This is a genomic window from Xanthomonas floridensis (genome assembly GCF_001642575.1).
Classification (GTDB): domain Bacteria; phylum Pseudomonadota; class Gammaproteobacteria; order Xanthomonadales; family Xanthomonadaceae; genus Xanthomonas; species Xanthomonas floridensis.
On the sequence record NZ_LXNG01000002.1, the window covers coordinates 128,472 to 153,080 of the forward strand.

General features: G+C 65.2%; 22 protein-coding genes, 1 other RNA gene and 3 pseudogenes. 18 read left to right on the forward strand and 8 right to left on the reverse strand.

The annotated features are described in order from the left end of the window. The first annotated feature begins 162 nt into the window (after positions 1 to 162). From A7D17_RS02030 to A7D17_RS02065, 8 genes and pseudogenes are all read left to right on the forward strand, one after another. Complete coding sequence (locus A7D17_RS02030; protein ID WP_064507567.1) at positions 163 to 1,089, forward strand: phosphoribosylaminoimidazolesuccinocarboxamide synthase; 927 nt, start codon at positions 163 to 165, stop codon at positions 1,087 to 1,089. 194 nt (positions 1,090 to 1,283) lie between these two features. Next, positions 1,284 to 1,946 carry a hypothetical protein gene (locus A7D17_RS02035; RefSeq protein WP_082861656.1) on the forward strand — a complete coding sequence of 221 codons (663 nt, stop codon included), beginning with the start codon at positions 1,284 to 1,286 and terminating at the stop codon, positions 1,944 to 1,946. Positions 1,947 to 2,006: 60 nt separating this feature from the next. Beyond that, positions 2,007 to 2,082, forward strand: a non-coding RNA gene (locus A7D17_RS02040) — sX9 sRNA. A 429-nt stretch (positions 2,083 to 2,511) separates the two neighbouring features. After that, positions 2,512 to 2,826: a hypothetical protein gene (locus tag A7D17_RS22385; RefSeq protein WP_323228732.1), complete on the forward strand. Its 315-nt coding sequence runs from the start codon at positions 2,512 to 2,514 to the stop codon at positions 2,824 to 2,826. A gap of 149 nt (positions 2,827 to 2,975) precedes the next feature. After that, on the forward strand, positions 2,976 to 3,539 hold the full coding sequence (locus tag A7D17_RS02050) for a hypothetical protein (protein ID WP_239692120.1): 564 nt from the start codon (positions 2,976 to 2,978) through the stop codon (positions 3,537 to 3,539). Positions 3,540 to 3,679: 140 nt separating this feature from the next. After that, a pseudogene (locus tag A7D17_RS02055) lies at positions 3,680 to 4,540 on the forward strand (peptidoglycan-binding protein); the annotation flags it as partial. 456 nt (positions 4,541 to 4,996) lie between these two features. Next, entirely contained in the window at positions 4,997 to 6,592 is a 1,596-nt protein-coding gene (locus A7D17_RS02060) for a M4 family metallopeptidase (protein WP_064507569.1), read from the forward strand. A 108-nt stretch (positions 6,593 to 6,700) separates the two neighbouring features. Further along, the gene (locus tag A7D17_RS02065; protein WP_064507570.1) at positions 6,701 to 7,186 is read left to right on the forward strand and encodes an Mpo1 family 2-hydroxy fatty acid dioxygenase; all 486 of its coding nucleotides are present in this window, start codon (positions 6,701 to 6,703) and stop codon (positions 7,184 to 7,186) included. Between the two features lie 277 nt (positions 7,187 to 7,463). On the opposite strand, the gene A7D17_RS02070 is transcribed toward A7D17_RS02065, so the two are convergent. Then, positions 7,464 to 8,366 carry an NAD-dependent epimerase/dehydratase family protein gene (locus A7D17_RS02070; RefSeq protein WP_064507571.1) on the reverse strand — a complete coding sequence of 301 codons (903 nt, stop codon included), beginning with the start codon at positions 8,364 to 8,366 and terminating at the stop codon, positions 7,464 to 7,466. A 168-nt stretch (positions 8,367 to 8,534) separates the two neighbouring features. On the opposite strand from A7D17_RS02070, the gene A7D17_RS02075 reads away from it, so the two are divergent. The 6 genes from A7D17_RS02075 to A7D17_RS02100 are packed head-to-tail and all read left to right on the forward strand — an operon-like array spanning position 8,535 to position 14,481. After that, a complete protein-coding gene (locus A7D17_RS02075) occupies positions 8,535 to 11,363 on the forward strand; it encodes a monovalent cation/H+ antiporter subunit A (RefSeq protein WP_064507572.1) in 2,829 nt (942 codons plus the stop codon). Further along, on the forward strand, positions 11,363 to 11,737 hold the full coding sequence (locus A7D17_RS02080) for a Na+/H+ antiporter subunit C (protein WP_064507573.1): 375 nt from the start codon (positions 11,363 to 11,365) through the stop codon (positions 11,735 to 11,737). The genes A7D17_RS02075 and A7D17_RS02080 overlap by 1 nt, the downstream gene beginning before the upstream one ends. Beyond that, positions 11,734 to 13,278: a monovalent cation/H+ antiporter subunit D gene (locus A7D17_RS02085; protein WP_064507574.1), complete on the forward strand. Its 1,545-nt coding sequence runs from the start codon at positions 11,734 to 11,736 to the stop codon at positions 13,276 to 13,278. The genes A7D17_RS02080 and A7D17_RS02085 overlap by 4 nt, the downstream gene beginning before the upstream one ends. Then, the gene (locus A7D17_RS02090; RefSeq protein WP_064507575.1) at positions 13,275 to 13,781 is read left to right on the forward strand and encodes a Na+/H+ antiporter subunit E; all 507 of its coding nucleotides are present in this window, start codon (positions 13,275 to 13,277) and stop codon (positions 13,779 to 13,781) included. The genes A7D17_RS02085 and A7D17_RS02090 overlap by 4 nt, the downstream gene beginning before the upstream one ends. Then, positions 13,778 to 14,062, forward strand: coding sequence for a K+/H+ antiporter subunit F (locus tag A7D17_RS02095; RefSeq protein WP_029218577.1), 285 nt, complete (start codon positions 13,778 to 13,780; stop codon positions 14,060 to 14,062). The genes A7D17_RS02090 and A7D17_RS02095 overlap by 4 nt, the downstream gene beginning before the upstream one ends. Next, the gene (locus A7D17_RS02100; protein ID WP_064507576.1) at positions 14,059 to 14,481 is read left to right on the forward strand and encodes a Na+/H+ antiporter subunit G; all 423 of its coding nucleotides are present in this window, start codon (positions 14,059 to 14,061) and stop codon (positions 14,479 to 14,481) included. The genes A7D17_RS02095 and A7D17_RS02100 overlap by 4 nt, the downstream gene beginning before the upstream one ends. A gap of 255 nt (positions 14,482 to 14,736) precedes the next feature. On the opposite strand, the gene A7D17_RS02105 is transcribed toward A7D17_RS02100, so the two are convergent. Further along, entirely contained in the window at positions 14,737 to 15,375 is a 639-nt protein-coding gene (locus A7D17_RS02105; protein WP_082861660.1) for a lectin, read from the reverse strand. Positions 15,376 to 15,515: 140 nt separating this feature from the next. Here A7D17_RS02105 and A7D17_RS02110 point away from each other — a divergent pair, with 140 nt between their 5' ends. After that, the gene (locus A7D17_RS02110; RefSeq protein WP_064507578.1) at positions 15,516 to 16,070 is read left to right on the forward strand and encodes a hypothetical protein; all 555 of its coding nucleotides are present in this window, start codon (positions 15,516 to 15,518) and stop codon (positions 16,068 to 16,070) included. A gap of 43 nt (positions 16,071 to 16,113) precedes the next feature. On the opposite strand, the gene hmgA is transcribed toward A7D17_RS02110, so the two are convergent. The 3 genes from hmgA to hppD form a co-directional block, all read right to left on the reverse strand. Next, a complete protein-coding gene (gene hmgA / locus A7D17_RS02115) occupies positions 16,114 to 17,427 on the reverse strand; it encodes a homogentisate 1,2-dioxygenase (protein ID WP_064507579.1) in 1,314 nt (437 codons plus the stop codon). Positions 17,428 to 17,487: 60 nt separating this feature from the next. Further along, positions 17,488 to 17,880 carry an endonuclease domain-containing protein gene (locus A7D17_RS02120; RefSeq protein ID WP_064507580.1) on the reverse strand — a complete coding sequence of 131 codons (393 nt, stop codon included), beginning with the start codon at positions 17,878 to 17,880 and terminating at the stop codon, positions 17,488 to 17,490. A gap of 164 nt (positions 17,881 to 18,044) precedes the next feature. Continuing rightward, positions 18,045 to 19,160, reverse strand: coding sequence for a 4-hydroxyphenylpyruvate dioxygenase (gene hppD, locus A7D17_RS02125; RefSeq protein ID WP_064507581.1), 1,116 nt, complete (start codon positions 19,158 to 19,160; stop codon positions 18,045 to 18,047). Positions 19,161 to 19,282: 122 nt separating this feature from the next. On the opposite strand from hppD, the gene A7D17_RS02130 reads away from it, so the two are divergent. From A7D17_RS02130 to A7D17_RS23565, 3 genes and pseudogenes are all read left to right on the forward strand, one after another. Next, the gene (locus A7D17_RS02130; protein ID WP_064507582.1) at positions 19,283 to 19,771 is read left to right on the forward strand and encodes a MarR family winged helix-turn-helix transcriptional regulator; all 489 of its coding nucleotides are present in this window, start codon (positions 19,283 to 19,285) and stop codon (positions 19,769 to 19,771) included. Between the two features lie 164 nt (positions 19,772 to 19,935). After that, positions 19,936 to 20,079 (forward strand): annotated as a pseudogene (locus A7D17_RS23560) (MarR family transcriptional regulator); the annotation flags it as partial. Between the two features lie 180 nt (positions 20,080 to 20,259). Next, positions 20,260 to 20,409 (forward strand): annotated as a pseudogene (locus tag A7D17_RS23565) (MarR family transcriptional regulator); the annotation flags it as partial. 589 nt (positions 20,410 to 20,998) lie between these two features. Here A7D17_RS23565 and A7D17_RS02135 read toward each other — a convergent pair. The 3 genes from A7D17_RS02135 to A7D17_RS02145 form a co-directional block, all read right to left on the reverse strand. Beyond that, entirely contained in the window at positions 20,999 to 21,589 is a 591-nt protein-coding gene (locus A7D17_RS02135) for a thioredoxin family protein (RefSeq protein ID WP_064507583.1), read from the reverse strand. An 11-nt stretch (positions 21,590 to 21,600) separates the two neighbouring features. After that, positions 21,601 to 23,121 (reverse strand): peptide MFS transporter, encoded by a 1,521-nt coding sequence (locus tag A7D17_RS02140; RefSeq protein ID WP_064507584.1) that lies wholly within the window; start codon positions 23,119 to 23,121, stop codon positions 21,601 to 21,603. 474 nt (positions 23,122 to 23,595) lie between these two features. Beyond that, entirely contained in the window at positions 23,596 to 24,492 is an 897-nt protein-coding gene (locus tag A7D17_RS02145) for a tryptophan 2,3-dioxygenase (RefSeq protein WP_064507585.1), read from the reverse strand. Between the last annotated feature and the right edge of the window lie 117 nt (positions 24,493 to 24,609).

Sequence of the window (24,609 nt, forward strand, 5' to 3'; positions counted from 1 at the left end):
CCCGCCCGGCCTGGCTGACGGGCCGTCCACACCGCGTGCGCGGTAGCCGCCAATAAATCCAGCGGGGCGCGACGAAGCGCCGTACACTACGCGGCCCGCTGCCCACCCGCGGGCCCGCCGGGTCCCGGGGACAGCGTCATAGCGACGTCCTTAGGAGTGCCTGTGTCGACCACGCTGTTGCAATCCGATCTGCCCGGCCTGCCGTTGCGTCACCGTGGCAAGGTCCGCGATGTCTTCGATATTCCGCGCGATCGCCTGCCCGCCGACGCCCCCCCGGGCGACTACCTCTTGATGGTGGCCACCGACCGCCTCTCCGCGTTCGACGTGGTGCTGCCGGATCCGATTCCCGGCAAGGGCGAGATGCTCTGCCAGGTGTCCAACTTCTGGTTCCACAAGACCGACCACCTGATGCCCAACCATCTGGTCAACATCAGCGTCGAGCAGGTGCTGCCCGACGGTGTGGACCCGGCGCTGTACGCCAAACGCGCGGTGGTGACACGCAAGCTCAAGCCGGTGCCGGTGGAAGCGATCGCCCGCGGCTATTTGATCGGCAGCGGCTGGAAGGACTATCAACGCACCGGCAAGGTCAGCGGCATCGAACTACCCGACGGCCTGCGCCAGGCCGAGAAACTGCCCGAGCCGATCTTTACTCCATCGACCAAGGCCGCTGTCGGCGACCATGACGAAAACATCGACTTCGATGCGATGGTCAAGACCGTCGGCGCCGAACTGGCCGAACGCGTGCGCGATGCCACCTTGCGCATCTACCGCTTCGCGGCAGACTTCGCCGCCGAGCGCGGCATTCTGCTGGCCGACACCAAGTTCGAGTTCGGCACCGATGCCGATGGCCGCCTGTACATCATGGACGAGATGCTGACCCCGGACTCATCGCGCTACTGGCCGGCCGACCAGTACGAAGTGGGCACCAGCCCACCGAGCTACGACAAACAGTTCGTGCGCGATTATCTGGAGACGCTGGACTGGGGCAAGACTGCACCGGGCCCGAGTCTGCCGGCCGACGTCATCGACCGCACCCGCGCCAAATACGCCGAAGCGCTGCAGCGGCTGGCCAATATTTCGGTTGATTGATGCGTTGAAGCCCCGAGCCCGGGGCTTTGGCTTTTGCGGTCGTCGATCAGCGGAGTCGGCGATGGAGATACAGGTAATGCATCGCTCGATCATGCCGCTTGAAACAAGAAGACGCGCGCGTTTGACGCTGTGCCAGCGTTCTGCCGGCGGTTTGTTGCAACAGTGATCACCTACCCAGCAGCCAGGTTTTGACGATGCCGCGTCCTTCACATAACCGCCTCATGCCGTTGCCTAGCGCCATGCTGCCTGTGCTGTTGTTCACAGCGACGGCATGCAGCGCCGGCGAGCCGATGGCGCGGGCGGCGACGCAAGCCGCAGCGCGCGCCTTATCGGCGGCTCCTGCGCCAGTTACTGCTGCCGGTCAGCCATTCGCAGCGGTGATCCAGGCCAGTGGCGTGACGTGTACCAATCCACTCTCTGGCACAGGCTGCACCGCAGGCAATATCGATGCGGGCGATTTTTACGATGTGGAGCTGTTACCGGAGTGCGGTGACACAGGATTCTTCGCAGGCGTTGCGCGTGCAACGGGCGCCGACATCCGTGATGCCGTGCCAGCCACGGGCAGCACTGCCACCGCCACCGCCCGCCTGGCGCAAGGTCAACTCGTCTGCGTACAAGGCATCGCCCGCACCGGACAGCACCCGCGCTATTACTACGTAGTCGCGATCCCGGCGAGCAGTGTCGCTTCGTGCAAGAACGCGGCACTGTGCGAAACGTACGGCGACAGGCCGATCCACCGTTTGAAGCCCACCGGCAGCGCGGCCTGCCGGCCTGCTGCGCAGGGCCGCTACGTCGGCGACTGTGCACAGGGTTGGGTCGATGCAGCGGTGTTGGACGTTTTTTCGAACGGGATCTAGAGCAGCTGACAAAACGACAGCGCTCACGGCCAGGCGGGCGCAGCCGATGCTCGGTGCGGCATGGACCACTTGTACAGCCCGATTCTGAGCGCGCCATCCACACCTACCTGACGACTGCTCGCTACCGTTGGTAGCCGCTTGTAGGTACGTTCGGCACATGGACTGACCGAGAGCACAGTGCGGCGCGCGGGCGTGGACATGTGGCGCTGCGACACATCCGCTTGATCGCAGAGCCTGCGCGGCGCAACGGAACGGGCGTGTACCTTGGGATCACGGCTGCGACGCGCGGTGGTGCGCAACCCCTTCACTGACGCTCATGCTTCGCAAGAAGGACTTTCACACAGGACAACCGGGCCGCCGATAGACTCTCGCCGCGCGCATGCCGCGATACGATCAGGAGGATCCATTGGCGAGTTACCGTACTACTCTGACGGCCCTGGTAGTGAGCCTGGCGCTTGCGGCTTGCTCCGCACAGCAGCCGCCGGCAGCTTCAGGCGTGCCCACGACCGCGGCACCAGCACCAGCACCAGCAGCAAGTTGCCCGGATGCCGATTTCTCCGCGTTCTTGAAGCGCTTCAGCGCGGAGATCGCGGTGCAGGAGAAGGCCACCGCCAATCCGCTCACCATGATCCAGCTCGACCCGGAGGCGCAGCCCGAGCCGGCGCCGGTGGCGCACGACGTCCCCCTCGCGAAGGTCGAATGGCCGGTCATCCCCAATCTGGACGCTGCCCGCAACGGCGGCCGCGAAGTCGTCGTCTCCGAGGACGCTGGTGGTCGCCAGGTGCTGGTCCGCACACCGAACAGCGGTGACCAGCAGGTCTACCATTTTGCGCAGCGTCCGTGCTGGACGCTGGTCAAGGTGGACGACCAGTCGCTGTAATCCGGCAGGCCGGTAGAACCCGCGTTGCGGACCTCACGAGTGGACGCGTTGACGAAACTTCCGAGGCTAGGTGAACCGCCAGCCGTCGTTCCGATGGAGTGGGTACAGGGGCGCAGCCACTTTGACGAGACCTCCAAGGAGGCCACCTGATGCGACGCAAGATGATTCTGCTACCTGTGCTCGCTGCAACGCTGTGCCTGTCGGCCTGCGGCGACAAACCGATGTCCGCAACGGGTGCCCCAAGCGCGCCAGCGGCAACGTCGCCCACTCCCCAACCTGCTGTTTCAGTGGACGCGGTCCGACCAGGACAGAACGACATGATCAAGGAATGCCGCGGCATGCGCTTGCAATTGACCGCATTGCCCCCGCAAGGCGCGACTCCCACCAAAACACGGGTGGACATGGAAGGCGATGGCCAACGCCAGACCCTGCCGGCACCTGCCGAAATGGCGGAATACACGCCGGTCGGGATTGGCTGTGCGGAAGATGGCAAGGGAACCGCTTACGCTGTCATCCAGTATGGCGAGCTGCCCTCCGGGTGCGAATTCTGCGAGTGGTTCTTCCTCTACGACGCCACCGGCAAGCTACTCAATCACGCCACCCCGCCACTTCTTGAGCAGGACGGCCAGCAAGGCCCGAACAACGACGACTACGAACACCTGCTTGAACAGCTGGGGCTGCAGCACCCGGAGCTATTGCCGTTTCAGCCTTGACTGGAACACAGGATGCGCAGGCGCCACCACGCGTGGCGCATCGCCAATGAAGTATGCAGTACATGGAGCAACACACCCCACAAGGAAGAATCTGTCTCATAGAAAGGAACGCACAGCATGACCGACAATACGATTTACACCGAGATGCACAGGGGAACTCGCACGAGATCCTGCACCTGGACGCACTCAAGGTGAAGGAAGGTCAGACGCTGTCCGCGGGCGATGCCATCGGTACGATGGGTGGACGCGGCCCGGACGGTAAAAGCCAGTACGCGCAACATGTGCATTACCAACTGCGTGATGCCAACGGCAAGCTGACCAGTCCTGAGACGTTCTGGAATCAGGGTCACCAGCCCGAATCCGGCGCGCGCCAATCCCAGCCAGCAACACCGGCCGGCAACAGCACGCTGCGTCATGGCGAGCAGGGCGGCGACGTCGGCAGGCTGCAGCAAGACCTGAACCGCCTGGGTGTACGCGACGCGCAGGGCAATCGGCTTGCCGAGGACGGGCGCTTTGGCGACAACACGCGCGAGGCGGTGATCGCGTTCCAGAAGCAGCATGGGCTGCAGCAGGACGGTGTCGTCGGCCGCGATACGCGGGCGGCGTTGTCGGCGCCTGCGTCGCAGACTGCGGCCAAAGCGGCCGATGCCCCGGTCGCGGCACCGAAGGGTCCGTCGCTCAACGATGCCTCTCACCCGTACCATGCATTGCACAATGCGATCCGCAGCAAGCTGCCGAGCATGATCTCCAACGAGACGGCGGCCAACGTCACGTTGCAGGCCAAGCAGAATGGCATCGACAGCGCAGAGAAACTGCAGCACGTGACGGTGCAGGACGGCAAGGCGTTCGTGATGGGAACCACACCAGGATTCCGTGCGGCGGTGGATCTGAACCAGCCTGCTCCGTCATTGGAGCAGACCAGCGCGCAGCTGCTGGCCGGCCAGTCGCCGCAGCAACAGGCGCACGCAGAGCAGCAAAAGATCGCCATCGGCGGCCGCTGAGGTGGCGATACACGAGAAAGTCGGCTGGCCTGTCTGGCCGGCTTTTTTTATCTGCCTTCTATCTGTCGCACCTGTATGTGCCCGGGTAAAAGTGAGACGTCACGCATTTGAATAATGAATTCAAGGATCCGCGTCATTCACCGTGATTGCCGCCCGTACACACCCACGCCCACGCCGGCGCATCAACCCACCGAGCCTGCTAACGCGATAGAGAGATTGCGCGGATCCAATCGTACAGATGCCTTGCGCATACTGAGCCGGGCACATCTCTGCGATGCGGTCCGCAGCGCAAAGCGGCCGGGCGCACAGAACGCGATACATCTGTAACTTTTACTACTGTCCAGTTCGGGACTGTGCAAGCGTAACTGCCGGCACCCGAGGTGCCATCGGCGACCGGCTGTTGGGGGGGGGGGTACGGCGGGTCTTTGCATTGCACGTTTTCTGGAGAGAGTCGTCATGCAATTCCATCTGTTGGGCGCGGCGATCTGCTGCGCGCTGTCGTTTTCTGCTGCCGCCACCGCGGCGGACCTGTCTGCCGACGCGGCGGTGTCGCGTGCACAGGCATTGCTGGGCAATACCGCATCGGCCATGGCCCATCGCGTGCCGGCCGATGTCTTCATCGCACGCGACAGCATCGTCGATGCCGATGGCAGCGAGCACGTACGCTTCGATCGCACGTATCAGGGCCTGCCGGTGATCGGTGGCGACGTGGTGGTGCATTCGCGGCGTGGAGTGATGCGGCAGTTGAGCCAGACCCTGGACACGCCGGTACGTCCGAGCCTGGTGCCTGGCATCGATGCCGACACTGCGGTGCGTGTGGCCGGTGCGCATTTCGATGTGCAGCAGGATGCGCCGCCGCGCGCCAGCCTGGCGCTGTACGCACGCCAGGGTGCCCCACGCCTTGCGTATGAGGTGATCTATCGCGGCATCAAGCCCGATCAGACGCCAACCGAAATGCATTACATCGTCGATGCCGTGGATCAACGCATCCTCGAAGCCTGGGACACGGTGCATACCGCATGCGCAGGCGGTATCAGCGCGTCGGGTACCGGGCGCTCGCTGTATGCCGGCAGCGTGGCGCTGGCCACCACGCGCTGTAGCAGCGGTTTCGAGATGACCGATCTTGGTCGCGGCGGCGGCGCCACCTACACCATGCGCAACAGCACCTCCGGCAACGGCACGCTGCTGACCGACACCGACAACGCCTGGGGCAGCGGCGCCAACAGCGATGCCGCAACGGTGGCGGTGGATGCGCATTACGGTGTGGCGCTGACCTGGGATTACTTCAAGAACACCCATTCGCGCAGCGGGATCGCCAACGATGGCAAGGGCGCACGCAGCCGCGTGCATTACGGCAGCCGCTACAACAATGCCTTCTGGTCGGACAGCTGCTTCTGCATGACCTTCGGCGATGGCGACGGCAGCACTTTTACACCGCTGGTGTCAGTGGACGTTGCCGGGCACGAGATGACCCACGGGGTGACCAGCCGCACCGCGCGGCTGGTGTATTCGGGCGAGTCCGGAGGCCTGAACGAGGCCACCTCCGACATCATGGGCGCGATGGTGGAATTCTCTGCCAACAACAGCGCACAGCCCGGCAATTACCTGATCGGCGAAAAACTCGTTGCCGGCAACAGCAGCGGAACGCTGGCCCTGCGCTACATGTTCAAACCGAGCCTGGATGGCGACTCGCCCGATTGCTATCGCAGCAACCTGGGTGCGATCGATGTGCACTACAGCTCCGGCGTGGCCAATCACTTCTACTATTTGCTGGCCGAAGGTGCGGTGGTGCCGAGCGGGTTTGGTGCGGGCACCAGCTACAACGTCACCCCGGCCGGGCTGGTCTGCAACGGCAATACCGCATTGACCGCGATCGGCCGTGCTGCGGCCAGCCGCATCTGGTACCGCGCGCTCACGGTCTACATGACCTCCTCCAGCAACTACGCGGCCGCACGTCGTGCCACGCTGAGCGCAGCCACTGATCTGTATGGCGGCAGCTCCGCCCAGTACCGCGCCGTGGCAGCGGCCTGGAGTGCGGTGTCGGTGAACTGATGCTCCCCGGCGCTGCCATGCAATCGCCGCGTGGCAGCGCCCGGTTTCTTGCACAGTGCCACCACGGCCGTTCGCACGCGTATGCTTGGGTCATTCCTGGGAGGGAACATGACCGAACGCACCACCACCGCACGCGCGATCGACCGCTATTTCGCCAGCTATTCCGACGACCATCGCAACGCCACCAATCAGCACATCCACGTGCTGGCCGTGCCGGCCATCCTGTGGTCGTTGGTTGCCCTGCTGTGGTGCATCCCGGTTGGCGGCACCTGGTTCAGCAGCGGGGTGTGGGCGGCGCTGGCGATGTTTGCCGCATGGTCGTACTACAACCGGCTCTCGCGCCCGCTGGGGCTGGGCATGCTGGCCATCTTCTTTTTCTTTGGCTGCCTGTGCCGGCTGATCGAAGGCAGGGTCGGGCTCAACGGGCTGTTCGCCGCGGGGGTTTCGGTGTTCGTGGTGGCCTGGATCGCCCAGTTTGTCGGCCACAAGATCGAAGGCCGCAAGCCAAGCTTTCTGACCGACCTGACCTATCTGCTGATCGGTCCGATCTGGGTGCTGGCCAAGGCCTATCGCCAGCTGGGCTGGCGCTACTGAGCGTGCCTGACGACAGAATGCGGACGGGAAGTCAGTCGGTGCCTGGGCATTAGGCCGCTCCCTTGCAGATGTAGGACGATATCAGGCAACGCCAGGTTGACCTGGCCGTGCAGCGGGTGGTGCGCGCAACCCAGGGGCCGGGCGCGACGGAAGCCACCACGGCGTGCTACCCCGGCATCAACGCGCGAGTTTGCAGGCACGCCAATGGCGCTGCGATTGTCGACAGCTGGGCAGGGGCCAACGCCGCGCTCCGACACCCGCGCGCACACCCCCTACCTCACTCGCTGATGCCAAGCTCTTCCGGCAGTGGCTGAAACGCACGTGGTGCGTAGCCGAAATCGCGACGCGCCGGCTCCAGATCGAAGACCAGGTCTTCGCGCATGCGTTGCAACGCAGCGGCATTCATGCCGCGCAGGCGACCCAGGCGATGCGCGGCCGTGAGCGCAACCCCGAACAGGCCCGGTGGCACCTGATACAGCCGCGCCGGCCGCGGCAGTGCGGCCAGCACACGCTGCACCATCTGCGTGTAGGCCAGCACTTCGCCACCGCCAACGGCATAACTGCGTTGCTGGGTTGCCGGTTGGCCGACCACCGCCAGCGCGGCGCTGGCCAGGTCGTCCACATGCACCGGCTGGCGCAGGCCGGTGGCATTGGCCGGCAGTACGAAGGCGCCGGTGCGCTGCGCCAGGCCGGCGATCTGGGTCAGGGTCTTGTCGCGTCCGGCACCGTACACCAGGGTTGGGCGCAGCACCGTGGCCGTGGCACCACGCGCCTGGGCGGCCGAGAACAGCGCCTGCTCGGCGTGCGCCAGCCGCTGCGCCACATCGCGCTCGGCGGCATCGACCGAATGCTGCTTGACCTCCAGACTGGTGGAACCGAACGCCACGATGCGCGGCGCATGCACCGGATTTTCGCCATACCAGCGTGCGAAGTGGTCCAGCGGGCCGCAGCTGAAGATCGCTTCGAACGTCTCGCCCGCCGCTGCCGGCACCGCCAGGTCGCCTTGCCGCCAGATCAGGCCCGAGCGCGCAGCGCGCGGCTGGCGCGACCATGCGGTGACCTGCCAGCCGCGGTTGAGCAGCCGGGTCAGCAACCGTTCGCCAATCTGCCCGCTCCCGCCGAAAACCAGGGCGCGTGGCGCGGATGCAGCGGGGGTTGGGGCAGGATTGGCAGCGGTCACAGGACGAAAGACACGGGTCACGGATGACTGCAGCATACCGAGTACGCCACGCCGATGGGTCGCCGTTCGGCCACGTCGGCAGCGCGGGCGCAGTGCCGACGTTGACACTGGCGTCAGTCAACGATTTGTTAAGCTCTCTGGCCTGCTCGCGAATCTCGTGTTCCCTGCATGTCTTTTCCGCTGGAAATCCTGCTTGCGCTGCCATTCCTGATGGCCGCCGCCGCTGCGCTGTCCTGGCGCGCGCCCCGTTCGATCACTGCGTGGTTGGCCGCGGCCGCGCCGTTGGCCGGCTTGCTGGTGCTCGCCTCGCTGACGCCGGCGGTACTGCGCGGCGAGGTGATTGCCAGCGCGCATGCCTGGTTGCCGCAGATCGGCTTGCTGTTCTCGCTGCGGCTCGATGGCCTGGCCTGGATGTTTGCGCTGCTGGTGCTGGGCATCGGCGCGCTGGTGGTGATGTATGCGCACTACTACCTCAGCGCCCGCGACAGCGCATCGCGCTTCTTTGCCTACCTGCTGCTGTTCATGGGCGCGATGCTCGGCATGGTGCTGTCGGGCAATCTGTTGTTGCTGATGGTGTTCTGGGAACTCACCAGCATCAGCTCGTTCCTGCTGATCGGCTTCTGGTCGCAGCGCCAGGATGCGCGCGAAGGCGCGCGCATGGCGTTCGTGCTGACCGCCGGCGGCGGGCTCGCCCTGCTCGGTGGCGTGCTGATGATCGGCCGCATCGTCGGCAGTTTCCAGCTGGACGCGGTGCTGGCCGCCGGCGATGTCATCCGCGCCAGCCCGCTGTATCCGTACGCGCTCGGCCTGGTGCTGCTGGGCATCTTTACCAAGAGCGCGCAGTTCCCGTTCCATTTCTGGTTGCCGCATGCCATGGCCGCGCCCACCCCGGTGTCGGCTTATCTGCATTCGGCCACGATGGTCAAGGCCGGCGTGTTCCTGCTGGCGCGTCTGCACCCGGCGCTGGCCGGCACCGATCTGTTCTTCTATACGGTCACCAGCATCGGGGCGATCACGCTGCTGCTTGGCGCGTGGTATGCGATCTTCCAGCACGACCTCAAGGGCGTGCTGGCGTATTCGACCATTTCGCATCTGGGCCTGATCACCATGCTGTTCGGCCTGTCCACGCCGATGGCAGTGGTGGCGGGGGTGTTCCACATCCTCAACCACGCGGTGTTCAAGGCCTCGTTGTTCATGGCCGCAGGCATCATCGACCATGAAACCGGCACGCGCGACATGCGCAAGCTGGGCAATCTGCGTCGGTTGATGCCCTTCACCAGCGCGCTGGCAATCACCGCCTCGCTGGCCATGGCCGGCATTCCGCTGCTCAACGGCTTTCTGTCGAAGGAGATGTTCTTCGCCGTGGCGCTGGAAACCGATGCACCGCAGCTGATGCGCGTACTCGCCAGCATCGCCGCGCTGCTGGCCGGCCTGCTCGGCGTGGCCTACAGCCTGCGCTTCGTGCACGACACCTTCTTCGGCAAAGGCCCGCTGGATCTGGACACCACTCCGCACGAGCCGCCACGCTGGATGAAGATTCCAGTGGAAGTGCTGGTGCTGATCTGCGTGGCGGTCGGCATCGTGCCGGCATGGACGGTGGCGCCGGTGCTGCATGCCGGTGCCGGCGCCATCCTCGGCGACAGGTTGCCCGATTACAGCCTGGCGCTGTGGCACGGCTTCAACTGGCCGCTGGCGATGAGCATCGCCGGCATGATCGGCGGCACGCTGCTGTACATGGGGATCCGCCACACGCTGGACCTGTATGCGGTGCAGAACCGTTCGCCCGGCAAGGCGCTGTTCCACTGGAACCTGCGCGCACTGTTCGCCGCCACCGCCCGCATGACCGACGCGGTGACCAACGGCAATCTGCAACGCATGCTGATGCTGATGGTGCTGAGTGCGGTGGTGGTGGCGGCACTGCCGTTCATGCAGGGCGGCGCGCTGCCGGCCTGGCCGGCTCCCACGCCTATGCCGCTGCTGGGCTGGACGGTGTGGCTGCTGTTGATCGCCTGTGCGCTGGGCAGCGTGTTCCTGTACAAGCAGCGCCTGCTGGCAGTGCTGGTGCTGGGCGGCACCGGCCTGGCGGTCAGCCTGACCTTCGTGTTTCTGTCGGCACCGGACCTGGCACTGACCCAGCTGCTGGTGGAGATGGTGACGCTGGTGCTGATGCTGCTGGCGATGAACTACCTGCCCGAGCGTTCGCCGCCCGAGCACGCGCGCCTGCGCAAGATCCGCGATGTCTGCCTGGCGGTGGTCGGCGGTGCCGGCCTGGCGGCGCTGTCGTATACGTTGATGACCCAATCCAGCCACACCATGGCCGGCGAGCTGCTACAGCGCGCATTACCCGAGGCATATGGGCGCAATGTGGTGAATGTGATCCTGGTGGATTTCCGCGGGTTCGATACCTTCGGCGAGATCACCGTGTTCGCCATTGCCGGGCTGGTGGTGCATGCGCTGCTGCGGCGCTCACGCATGGCGCCGGAGCGCCGCATGCCGGGGCCGCCGATCAAGCTGCCGGTGCCGGCCGACCTGGCGCAGATCATGTTCCCGCTGACGCTGACGGTATCGTTATTCCTGTTCCTGCGTGGCCACAACGCGCCGGGTGGCGGCTTCATCGCCGGCCTGGTGCTGGCGGTGCCATTGCTGATGCAGTACGTGATCCAGGGCACCGCCTCGGTGGAGTCACGCTTTGGCTTCGACTACATCCGGCTGATCGGCATCGGCCTGCTGTGTGCGCTGGTCAGCGGTGCAGGTGCATTGGTGTTCGGGCGCCCCTTCCTGACCAGTGGGCACCTCGATCTCCCTGTGCCGCTGCTGGGCGAGCTGGAACTCGCCAGCGCGCTGGGCTTCGATACCGGCGTGTACCTGGTGGTGTTCGGTGCGGCGATGTTGATGTTGTCGATGATGGGCACGATCAAACCTTCGCGCACGCGCAGTTCACAGCGGGGCGAAATCGATCCCACCCAACGTTCGACACGCACCGCGGAGCAGCATTGATGGAACTGGCAGTGGCAAGCGCGATTGGCGTGCTCACCGCATTGGCGATCTATCTGCTGCTGCGTGCGCGCAGCTTCGATGTAATCCTGGGGATGACCTTCCTGTCGTATGCGACCAACCTGCTGATCTTTGCCGGCGGGCGGCTGCGCAGCGGCCAGCCGCCCGTGCTGCGCGAGGGCGTCGCGGTGGATCTGCAGCACTACACCGACCCATTGCCGCAGGCACTGGTGCTGACCGCGATCGTGATTGCCTTCGCAATGACCGCAGTGAGCCTGGTGCTGGCGATCCGCAGCCGCAGCGATAACGGCAGCGATCACGTGGATGCGCATGAAGATGCCGCCACCGGTGTGGACACGCGGCAGGCACGGCGATGAATCATTTGCTGATCCTGCCGATCCTGATTCCGATGCTGGGTGCGGCGGCGTCGCTGTTCGTCGAACACCGCCGTTACGGGCCACGCGTGCAGCGCAGCGTGGCGTGGGCGAGCATGGCCTTGCTCGCGGCCGCGGTCATCGCGCTATTTAAACGTGCCGCCGACGGTGGCGTGCTGGTCTACCTGCTCGGCGACTGGCCGGCGCGGCTGGGCATCGTGCTGATGGGCGACCGGCTCTCGGCATGGATGCTGTTGACGACGCTGATCCTGGGCGCGGCCTGCTTGCTGCATGCCTGCGCCGGCTGGGACCGGCGCGCGCCGCATTTCCATGCGCTGTTCCAGTTCCAGCTGATGGGCTTGAACGGTGCGTTCCTGACCGGCGACATCTTCAACCTGTTCGTGTTCTTCGAAGTGATGCTGATCGCCTCCTACGGGCTACTGCTCAGCGGCGGGCGCGGCCTGCAAATGCGTGTGGGCCTGCATTACGTGGTGTTCAACGTGTGTGCGTCAACGCTGTTCTTGATTGCGCTGGGCTTGCTGTTCGGCGTGTTCGGCACCCTCAACATGGCCGAGCTGTCGCAACGCATCGCCGAACTGCCGGCGCAGGATGTGCCGCTTGCCAAGGCTGCACTGGGCTTGTTGCTGTTGGTGTTCTGCAGCAAGGCAGCGCTGTTGCCGCTGTATCTATGGCTGCCGGAAACCTACTCGCGCGCACCGGCCGCAGTGGCGGCGTTGTTCGCGATCATGACCAAGGTCGGGCTATACGCAACCTTGCGCGTATCGGCGCTGTGGTTTGGCGCAGGCGCCGGTGCGTTGCATGGATTTGGCCGGCATGCGTTGCTGTGGCTGGGCATCGCCACGCTGCTGATGGCCGCCTTCGGGGTGATGGCCGCATCGCGGCTGCGGGTGATGGTGTCCTACCTGGTGGTGTTTTCGGCCGCGACGTTGTTCATTGCGTTCTCGCTGGACGATGCCGGCGCATTGGGCGCCGGCCTGTACTACCTGCCGCATAGCAGCTTCGTGGCGGCGGCCTTGTTCATGGTCTCGGACCTGATCCGGCGCCGCCGTGGCAGCGCCAGCGACCGCAAGGAAGTGGTGGCGCCACTGCCGGGGCGGGCGATCCCCGGCAGCATGTTCCTGATCGCCGCGGTCGCGGTGGCCGGCCTGCCGCCGTTGTCCGGATTCCTGGCCAAGGCCGCCTTGCTGCAGCATGTGCCCGCCGGCCTGGTGGGCCCGGTCTGGGGCGCGGTGCTGGGCAGCAGCCTGCTGGTGGTGATTGGATTGACGCGTGCCGGCGTGCGCCTGTTCTGGCGGGTGCCCGCCGCGGTGGAGGACGCGCCCGAGCTGCAACCGTCGCGCCGTGGCCGCATGCGCCCGGTGGAAACTGCCGCCACGGTCCTGCTGCTGACCGGTCTGCTGGCGATGACGGTCGGGGCCGAGCCGCTGATGCGCTACACCGATGCCGCTGCCGCGCAGTTGCGCGATCCAGGCGCCTACGTCGAGCAAGTGCGTGCCACCATCCCGCTACGGAGGCAGCCATGAACGCACGGGTTTCATGGCGACGCCGGCTGTTTCCATCGGCGCCGTTGAGCGTGATGGTCTTCGTGTTCTGGCTGTTGCTCAGCGACAGCTTCGGGCCGCAGCAGTGGGTGCTGGGCGCGCTGCTGGGCGTGGTGGTGCCGATCTTCGCCGCGCGGCTGGACCGCGAGTTCGCGCGCATCGGTTCGTTGCGCTCGGTACCACGCATGCTGCTGGTGGCGGCCGGCGACATCGTGCGCTCCAACATCAAGGTCGCCATCCAGGTGCTGGGGCCGGAGTCGCGCATCCATCCCGGATTTATCTGGGTGCCGCTGGATATCGCCAACATCCATGGCATTGCCGCGCTGACCAGCATGATCACGCTGACGCCGGGCACGGTGTCTGCGGCGCTATCGGACGACCGCAAATACCTGCTGGTGCACGTGCTGCATCTGGACGACCCGGACGCATTGATCGCCGAGATCAAGACCCGCTACGAAAAGCCCCTGATGGAGATCTTTCCATGACCGGTCACATGTTCATCGAATCGACCATCGTCATCTGCATGCATGCGGTGGGGCTGGCCATTTTGATGGCGCTGTGGCGCCTGTTGCGCGGCCCCACGGTGCCCGACCGCATCCTGGCGCTGGACACGCTATCGGTCACCGCCATTGCCGAGCTGATGCTGCTGGGCATGTACCTGGACTCGCCGATCTACTTCGAAGCTGCTCTGGTGATTGCGATGCTGGGCTTCGGTAGCACCGTGGTGTTGAGCAAGTTCGTGCTGCGCCGGGACATCGTCGAATGATCGCGCTCACCGAATACCTGCTCAGCGCGCTGCTGCTGATCGGCACCTTCTTCATCCTGATCGGGGCCTTCGGGCTGGTGAAGCTGTCGGACTTCTTCAAGCGCCTGCATGCACCGACCAAGGCCAGTACGCTAGGCGTGGGCTGCGTGCTGCTCGCTTCGGTGGGCTACCACCTGTTCCTGGGCGTGGACCCGCAGCCACGCGAATTACTGATCACCGTGTTCTTGTTCATTACCGCGCCGATCAGTGCACACATGATGGCCAAGGCGGCGCTGTCGCTGATGATGGAAGATCGCCCGGAAGTACCCAACCACGGCGAGATGAAGAAGGAAGGCCTGCCGACACCGGCGGCCGACGGTGATATCGGCGAGAACGAAGAGACCGCCCGACAGCATGAGCGTCCGTCTTCGGGGCAATGAATCCATGCGGCGGTGTGAGGTGAGTGCGCCGCACGGCTGATCGGAGTCGCGACGGTCCAGCTGCGGTCTATCCGCTCGTCCTCTGCCGAGCTTGCGATGGCGTTTTGCGTTGCGAAGGGAACAACTCCTGTGTCCGCAGTCACAAGCACCGGATATCGGGTACCTCCCTTTACACGAGTCACCCATAGCCTGCGTCGCTGACGCGCCATTGCGCGCCGGCGCCTCACCTCCGGGCTGATGCAGCTGCGGCAAGTCTCAGCCGCATCCCTCCACATAATCCACCTGCGGCGCCTGCCCTACCCGCCAGCTGCTGACCTTGCCCTCGGCATCGGTCTCGAACACCAGCGCCGAGTGCGTGGCAGCGTCGGCATGCCGCAGCGTCTGCGCGCCGGGCACATATTTGTGCGGCTGCGCCTGCAGGCCGTCGGGGTACAGCGCGCGTAGCTGGTCCAGCGTCATGCCGATCTTGCCGCCGCCGGGCGCCACTTCCTTCGGCTCGTTGGTCTGGTAGCGGACCAGCTGGTCGCCCTCGAACATGAAACCGAATCGGCGCGCATCGTCTGCCCATTGCGGACGCAACAGGTAACAGCCGCCATCGCTGGCGGCATCGCCGCGCAGGTCGCCGCCCCAGGCTGCGCGCGCTTGCGCAGCCTCCATGCCCAGGCGCAGATCGCCGTAGCCATCCATGCGCGCCAGCGTGGTCGGCTGCTGCCGCAGATGCGGTGGAAACGTACCGGCCGGTGCAGTGGCCGGTGGTACCGCACCGGTAGGCTGATCGCTGGCCGGCGCGTGCTGCGCAGTGGTGGGCGCGGGCTCCGGCAGCGGCTCATCCGCGCGATTGCAACCGGCCACGGCCAGCATCAGGCCCATCACGCCAAGCAGTCTGGATGTCATCGAAGCGCTCCCTATGCAGGCGCCCAGCCTACACAGCCGACATCGCGGCAATGTGCAGGCCACCGTGACGTCGCGTCGCACCGATGTCATCGGCGCTTCATTGGCGGCGGTCACGCTGTCGGCTCCGCAGGACCGCCGCCATGACCCCACGCAAGACCGAACTCGCCCTCACCGCGCTGCAATCGCACCGCAGTCCGTTGACCCTGCTGCAACGCCGCGCCCTGATTCTTGCCGATGGGCAGCGTGATCTGGCCGCACTGACCGCGCTGCTGGGCAGCGAGGGTAGCGTGCTGGTGCAGACGCTGTGCGCGATGGGCTATCTGGAACCCACTGGAGACGATGCGACCGATGCAGGGCGCGGCACCGCGCGCGTTGCGGCAGTGGCGCCGGTTGCAGCAGCTCCGGCCACGGTGCAGGTACGACCGGAGCCAGCCAGCGAGGAAGACCTGCAGCGCCTGCGTCGTCGCGCAACCACCAACGCCCGTCTCTACCTGCTGGACATCCTGCAGTTGCAGCGCAACCCGGTAGCCATGGCACTGCATCGCCAACTGCAGGCCGCACGCGCCGAAGACGAGATTACCACCGCCATCAACGCGGCCCTGCGTGAGTTGCCGCAGTTCACCTCGTCCTCGTATGCCGAGCGCGTGCGCACGCGCATCGGCGAACTGCTACCGGACGCGTTGCAGGCCGCGTGACGCAGCAGGAGCGTCTCGCTGTCTGGAGTGCCGCCCTTGATGGTCAGTCTCCCGCACCCGCTGCCGGCACCGTGAACCCGGCACGCAAGCCCTCCCAGCAGCGCTGATAGTCGCCCTGCCGATGCGTGGCCTGCAGCGCCTGCTGCGTGGGCCGCAGCACGGCGCGGGTTTCGAACATGAAAGCCATGGTGTCGGCGATGACGTCCGGGCGCGACAGATCCGCCTGCGAGGCCTTGTCGAAGGTTGCCGCATCCGGGCCATGCCCGCTCATGCAGTTGTGCAGCGACGCACCGCCGGGCGCAAAGCCCTCGGCCTTGGCATCGTAAACGCCGTGCACCAGCCCCATGAACTCGCTGGCCACGTTGCGATGGAACCACGGCGGGCGGAAGGTGTGCTGCGCCACCAGCCAGCGCGGCGGGAAGATCGCAAAATCCATATTGGCGGTGCCGTGCGTGTCGCTGGGCGAGGTCAGCACGGTGAAGATGCTGGGATCGGGATGGTCGAAGCTGATCGAGCCAATGGTGTTGAAGTGGCGCAGATCGTAGCGATACGGTGCGTAATTGCCGTGCCAGGCCACCACATCCAGCGGCGAGTGATCGATATCCGCCCGCCACAGGTGGCCCTGGAACTTGGCGACCAGTTCGAACGCGCCGTCGCACTGCTCGAACGCCGCACGCGGGGTCTCGAAATCACGCGGATTGGCAAGGCCATTGGCACCAATCGGCCCCAGATCCGGCAGCCGCAGCAGGCCGCCGAAGTTTTCGCAGACATAGCCACGCGCTTGGCTATCGAGCAGTTCCACCCGGAAACGCACACCGCGCGGTATCACGCCGATCTGTTGCGGCTCCAGTTCGAGCACACCCAGTTCGGTGCACACGCGCAGCCGGCCGAGTTGCGGCACCAGCAGCAGCTCGCCGTCGGCGTTGTAGAAGAACCGCCCGTGCATGGACGCGTTTGCCGCATACAAATGCACGGCCACGCCGGTCATCGCCTCCGGGCTGCCGTTGCCGGCCATGGTGTACAGACCATCGACGAAATCAGTGGGCGTGGCCGGCAACGGCAGTGGACTCCAGCGCATCTGGTCCGGCGGCACCGGGCCGCTGCCGAAGTCGTTGTGGAGCCGTGACTGCTCGATCAGCGAGAAACGGCCGTGCACCGCCGCCGGACGAATGCGATACAGCCAGCTGCGCCGGTTCTCGCCGCGTGGCGCGGTGAAGGCAGTGCCGGACAACTGCTCGGCGTATAGGCCATGCGCCACGCGCTGCGGCGAGTTCTGCCCGACCGGCAGGCTGCCGTCCACCGCTTCGGTTGCGAACTCGTTGCCGAAGCCGGTCATGTAGTGCTGCGGATTGTGCATGGTGGCGCGTCCGGATGTTGGCCCTCCTCCTCGACCGCAGAAGGCTGGGCTTGGGGTGGATCAAGCCCCTCTCCCGTCGGGAAAGGGGTCGGGGTGAGGGTACGGCGTGGCGATGGTGTTGCTGATCGCTTCGACCACCGCGTCCAGCGCAAGCAGTACATCGTTGTTCCAAAAGCGCAGCACTGTCCAGCCTCTCGCATGCAGCCACTGCGTCCGTACCTGGTCGCTTGATTCTTCGTGCTGTGATCCATCCAGCTCGATGATCAGCGCTGCTTCGATGCAACAAAAATCTGCGATGTAGGGCGGGATCGGATGTTGCCGTCGGAACTTGAAACCTTGTAGCTGGTTGCCACGCAGACACCGCCACAGTGTGCATTCAGCGTCAGTCATCTTATTGCGCAATGCGCGGGCTCGGGTAAGCGTCACGATGGGCAATGGCGGTTTGATTCTCACCGCTCCACCGTACCCTCACCCCAACCCCTCTCCCACAGGGAGAGGGGCTCTTGGTGCGTGCGTTTTTACTGGCCTGCCTTGTCAGACAACCACATCCCGATGGCGCGACCCTCGCACCTTCCTGCTGTAGCGAATCCCGAAAAACAAATCCCAAATTCCAGCCCTCAAAGCACCCCACGCTTCATCTGGTCGCGCTCAATGCTTTCGAACAGCGCCTGGAAATTGCCTTCGCCGAAGCCTTCATTGCCCTTGCGCTGGATGATCTCGAAGAAGATCGGGCCGATGCAGTTGGTGGTGAAGATCTGCAGCAACTTGCGCTGCTTGGTATCCGGATCGGCGTCGATCAGGATCTTGTTGCGACGCAGGCGTTCGACATCTTCGCCATGCTCGGGAATGCGCAGGTCCACGACGTCGAAATAGGTGTCCGGGGTATCCAGGAAGCTGACGCCGGCCGCGCGCATCTTTTCCACACTGGTGTAGATGTCGTCGGTGAAGCAGGCGATGTGCTGGATGCCTTCGCCCTGGTAGGCGTCCAGATACTCGTTGATCTGGCTCTTGGGGTCGGACGACTCGTTGAGCGGAATGCGCACGATGCCGTCCGGGGCGGTCATCGCCTTGGACACCAGCCCGGTCTTGGCGCCCTTGATGTCGAAGTAGCGGATCTCGCGGAAGTTGAACAGCCGCTCGTAGTAATCCGACCAGCGCTGCATGTTGCCGAAATACAGGTTGTGCGTAAGGTGGTCGATGAAGGTCAGCCCGAAGCCGGCCGGATGCTGGTCGGCACCTTCGATGGCCTCGTAGTCGGCGTCGTAGATGCTGCCCGCCTCGCCGTAGCGATCCACCAGATACAGCATGCAGTCGCCGATGCCCTTGACCACCGGGGCAGGCACTGCGCGGGTGTCGGGCTTGTTCTGCACTGCTTCGCCGCCATTGCCCAGCACCGTCTGCAGCACGGTGTCGGCCGGGGTACGGAAGCGGATCGCAAACCCGCAGGCGCAGGGGCCGTGCGCGGCGGCAAAGTCGGCGGCGAACGAATCAGGGTCTTCGTTGAGCAGGAAATTGACCCCACCCTGGCGATAGACGGTAATGGCGCGGCGGCGGTGACGCAGCACCGCGCTGAAGCCCATCTGACGGAAATAGGCGTGCAATTGCGCGGCCTGGCCGGCGGGTGCGGCGAATTCGACGAATTCGAACCCGTCGATCCCCATCGGATTGTCGAAGGTGGTGACCTGCATGCCCGGATCCGGGCGCTGTGCAGTGGTGTTCGGTTGTGCGCTCATCGTCGTTTCTCCACGCTGGGGTGTCCGCAGGGCTATGCGGAGTGGCAGAAGACCCGCGAGAATGCGCAGGCCACCCTCGGTTTGTAGTTGCAAATGAAACCAAAATCAAGACACAGCGCAACATGAGCGATCTCGACGCCCCCCAGCCGCCGCACCACCCTGTCCTGCTCAACCTGGAGCAGTTCCTGCCGTATCGCCTGAGCGTGCTGTCCAACCGGATCAGCAGCAACATCGCCAAGGTATACGGCGACCGTTACGGCATGGCGATTCCCGAATGGCGGGTGATCACCATCCTGGCGCTGTATCCGGGCTCCTCGGCCAGCGAGGTCTCCGACCGCACGGCGATGGACAAGGTGGCGGTCAGCCGCGCGGTGGCCCGGCTGCTGGAGCGCGGTTTCATCCGCCGCGAAACGCACGGCGACGACCGCCGCCGCTCGATGCTGGCGCTATCGCCGGCCGGGCGCCAGGTCTATGAGACCGTCGCCCCGCTGGTCAACGAGATGGAACAACGGCTGATGTCGATCTTCAGCGCCGAAGAGCAGCAGTTACTGGAACGCCTGATCGACCGCCTGGCCAAGGACGGGCTGCCGCGCATGGCCGACAAGGACTGACGGTAGGCGCTGCGCTCGCCCCCATCCGCCCTGCGGGCACCTTCCCCCGCAAGCGGGGGAAGGAAGCACCTGGACCGAGGAAGGACGCGCGCCGGCCAACGCGCAACCAGCCACTCTCCCTTCTCCCGCGCGCGGGACAGGCGCCAGGTCTACAAGACCGTCGCTCCGTTGAGACCGTCGCTCCATTGGTCAGCGAGATAGCACAACGGCTGATGTCGATCTTCGGTGCCGAAGAGCAGCAGTTACTGGAACACCTGATCGACCGCCTGACCAGGGACGGGCTGCCGCGCATGGCCGACAAGGACTGACGGCAGGCGCTGCGCTCGCCCCCATCCGCCCTGCGGGCACCTTCCCCCGCAAGCGGGGGGAAGGAAGCTCTTGGACCGAGGAAGGAAGCACCTGGACCGGGGAAGGACGCGCGCCGGCCAACGCGCAACCAGCCACACTCCCTTCTCCCGCGCGCGGGACAGGCGCCAGGTCTACAAGACCGTCGCTCCGTTGAGACCGTCGCTCCATTGGTCAGCGAGATAGCACAACGGCTGATGTCGATCTTCAGTGCCGAAAAGCAGCAGTTGCTGGAACACCTGATCGACCGCCTGACCAGGGACGGGCTGCCGCGCATGGCCGACAAGGACTGAATGCAGGCGCTGCGCTCGCCCCCATCCGCCCTGCGGGCACCTTCCCCCGCAAGCGGGGGAAGGAAGCACTTGGACCGAGGAAGGAAGCACCTGGACCGGGGAAGGACGCGCGCCGGCCAACGCGCAACCAGCCACTCTCCCTTCTCCCGCGCGCGGGAAAGGCGCCAGGTCTACGAGACCGTCGCTCCGATGAGACCGTCGCTCCATTGGTCAGCGAGATAGCACAACGGCTGATGTCGATCTTCGGTGCCGAAAAGCAGCAGTTGCTGAAACACATGATCGCTCGGCAGACCAGGGACGGGCTGCCGCACATGGCCGACAAGGACTGACGGCAGGCGCTGCGCTCGCCCCCATCCGCCCTGCGGGCACCTTCCCCCGCAAGCGGGGGAAGGAAGCATTTGGACCGGGGAAGGAAGCACCTGGACCGGGGAAGGACGCGTGCCGGCCAACGCGCAACCAGCCACTCTCCCTTCTCCCGCGCGCGGGAGAAGGTGGCGCAACGCGCCGGATGAGGGCCGCTCCCCGGCGAATCCTCGCAGACACTGGCCGGCCACGCGCTTCCGCACACAGGCCGCACCGCGGAACTCGCTCAGGCCTGCGGCGGTGCCCACTGCTTCAGGAAATCAAACAGCTTCTTGCGGTCGAAGCCTTCGCCCTTGCGCAGCTCCGGGCCGGCCTGGGTGGTCAGCAGCTTGCCGTCGTTGTCCAGCACCAGCAGCGAGGGATACTCGTTGAGCTGGGCGAACTGCGACAGGAACGCGGCGTTTTCGTTAGCCGCATCGCGATTGACCTTGACCACCACGAAGTTCGCGTCGCGGAAGCTGCGCAGCTCGGCGTCGCCGCCCATCAGCTCGTCCAGCGCCTTGCACGGTTCGCAGGCGGCATTGCCCACATTGAGCACGATGCGCTTGCCACCGCGCTTGGCCTCGACCTTGGCCGTTTCCAGGTCGGCAGCCGGATCCCGCGACGGGTCGTACTGCGCGTTCAGCGCGGCGGCGGCGGCGATGTCGGCCGCAGTGGGCGTGTTGCCCGAGGACACCGGCTGGCTGGGGTCGGCACTGGGTGGCTTCTGCATCGACGTATCCAGCGGCCGTGGCGCCTCCTGTTGCTCGGCGTGTTGCCCGCAGGCGCTCAACAGGCCGGCCAGCAACAGGCCACAGACAATGGGTTTGATCGGCATCGCTTTTCTCCTCACTTCACACCATGCATCAGTTTGTTGATCAGCGGCGCGATCAGGAACAGCAGCGCGCCGGCGCCCACCAAGGCCCAGAACCCGAAGGTATACCCGCCCAGCGCCGAGGACACGCTCATGCCTTCGTTCCCGCTGACATGGCCGGCAAAGATCCCCGACAGGTTGTTGCCGATGCCGGTGGACAAAAACCAGCCGCCCATGCCGAACCCGACCAGGCGCACCGGGGCCAGCTTGGTCACCATCGACAGGCCGATCGGCGACAGGCAGAGCTCGCCCACCGACTGGATGACGTACACCATGAACAAGGTCCAGAACGGGATCTTGCCGGCATCGTTGACCAGGCTGGACAGCGCAAACATCAGCAGCAGGAACGCCAGGCCGTTGAACAGCAGCCCCAGGCCGAACTTGCGCGGAATCGACGGATTGAAGCGGCCGGACTTGACCCAGATCCAGGCGATGATTGGGGCCAGCGCGATGATGGCGATCGAGTTGACCGACTGGAACCACGCGGTCGGGAAGGTCCAGCTGCCGAAATTACGGTTGACGATATTGTCGGCCAGGAAGGTGAACGAGCTGCCGGCCTGTTCGAAGAACATCCAGAACAGCACGTTGAAGGCGAAGATGATCAGCATCGCGATCACCTTGTCGCGCTGCACCTTGCCTTCGCGGATGCCCTCCACCAACAGCATCACCGACAGGCCGATGAACAGCGCCGTCAGCACGATCTGCAACACGTCTGCGCCCACCGCGAGCAGGAAGTACACGCCCGGAATCGCCAGCAGGCAGCCCACCAGCACCATCAGCACGCGGCCCAGGCCCTGCGCACCCGGCGCCGGTGCGCCGATACCCTTGAGCTGGACGCGGCCGAACCAGAACCACACCAGGCTGATCAGCATGCCCACGCCGGAAGCCATGAACACCATCTTGTAGGACGGCATGGCTTCGGTACCGAAGACCTTTTCGGCCAGCAACTGGGTTAGCACCGGCGAGATCATCGCGCCCAGGTTGATGCCCATGTAGAAGATGGTGAAGCCGCTGTCGCGGCGTGGATCGGCGACCGAATACAGCTTGCCCACCATGGTGGAGATGTTCGGCTTGAACAGCCCGTTGCCGACCACCACGGTGGCCAGGCCGATCTCGAACATGGTGTGGTCGGGGATGGCGATCAGGAACAGACCGGTCGCCATGACGGCCGCGCCGACCAGGATCGAGCGCTGGTAGCCGAGCACGCGATCGGCCACATAACCGCCGAAGATCGCCGCCGCGTACACCAGCGCCAGGTACGCGCCATAGGTACGCCCCGCCGGCGCCTGCCCGGTGGCGTCGCCGCCGAAGAATTGCGCCACGATGTACAGCACCAGCGCCCAACGAATGCCGTAGAACGCGAAGCGTTCCCAGAATTCGGTCATGAACAGCAACCACAGGGGCCGCGGATGGCCCAGCAGCGTGGGGAACTCGGGAGGCGCAGGCGGCTGCGGCGGTTTGGAGGCGGATGTCGGCGCGGCAGCGTCAACGCTCATAGGGGTCCCTTGCGTATTCAGTAATGGCTGGGGCACCAGGGCGAACCCCGGGGCGACGCGCGAGGATCACTTAGACGTCATGTACGCGTCAAATTCGCCGGAGTCGACGTCCTGATGACGGGAGACGGGACGAACCTCTGTACCGCCTCCTTTCTCCGTCGGGACATTGTCGTCCTTTATGGAGGAGAAGGGCCCGAAGGGCGGATGAGGGTGCGAAGTCGCCGGGCGGTGCCGATCGCCCTCTTCCGGCATTGGCGCGGTGGCGGGTCCCGGGAATAACGCCGTCCCCTCACCCCAACCCCTCGCCCGCAGGGAGACGGGCTTGAGCGCACGGCGGCGCCGGGGCGATGCAGTTCCTTGCGGTGTTCGCTCCCTGCAGTGCCTGCGTCTTGCGTTCCTGATGTCTTGTTCTTTGCTGGTGTCGCCTGACCAAGCTACCTGCCCGGCCAGTCCAGCCCAGCTTCTTTGCGTTGCTCAGCTATCCGCCGTACCGGCATTGTCCTGGGATGGACGATTTTCCACGCCCACCGACGTGCGCACGTCGAACAGTTCCGGGAAGAAGGTCAGTGCCAGTGCCTGCTGCAGGAAGCCCACGCCGCTGGAGCCGCCGGTGCCGCGCTTGAAGCCGATCACCCGCATCACCGTGCGCATGTGGCGGAAGCGCCAGAGCTGGAACTGGGTTTCCACATCCACCAGGTCCTCGCATAGCGAATATTCGCGCCAGTAGCGGTCGGTGTTTTCGTAGATACGTTCGAACACCGGCCGCAAGCTGTCGTCGGCCACATGCGCGGCGGTCCAGTCGCGCGCCTGGTAGTGCTGCGGAATTGCATGCCCGAAGCGCGCCAGGTAGCGCAGGAATTCCTCGTACAGGCTGGGCGCTTCCAGCACCTCGCGCAGCCGCGCCTGGCCCTGCGGATCGTAGGCAAACACCTGCAGCATCTGCGGGTTCTTGTTGCCGAGCAGGAACTCGATGTAGCGGTACTGCAGCGACTGGAACCCCGACGAGGGGCCGAGCACGTCGCGAAAGCCCATGTATTCACTGGGTGTGAGCGTCTCCAGCACCGACCACTGCTCGGTGAGCTGACGCAGCACCTGCTTGCTGCGCGCCAGCACCTTGCGGCACTGCCAGACTTCATCGCGCTGTAGATGCACGATCGCCGCGCGCAACTCGTGCGCCAGCAGCTTCAACCACAGCTCCGACGTCTGGTGCTGGATGATGAACAGCATCTCGTCGTGATGCGCCGGCTCGGACAACGGCTGCTGCGCCGACAGCAGCTGGTCCAGCCGCAGATATCCGCCGTAGGTCAGCCGCCCCTGCAGATCGGTGTGGATGCCGGGTTCCAGGTCACGCAGGTTCTTGTCGACGGGCATGGCGGGTGCAGATGGATCAGGCCGGCCAGGGTAGCGCGCTGGCGGCAGCTTGGCAGCCGCTGGGGAATGGGGAATGGGGAATCGGGAATGGGGAATGGGGAATGGGGAATGGCGGGA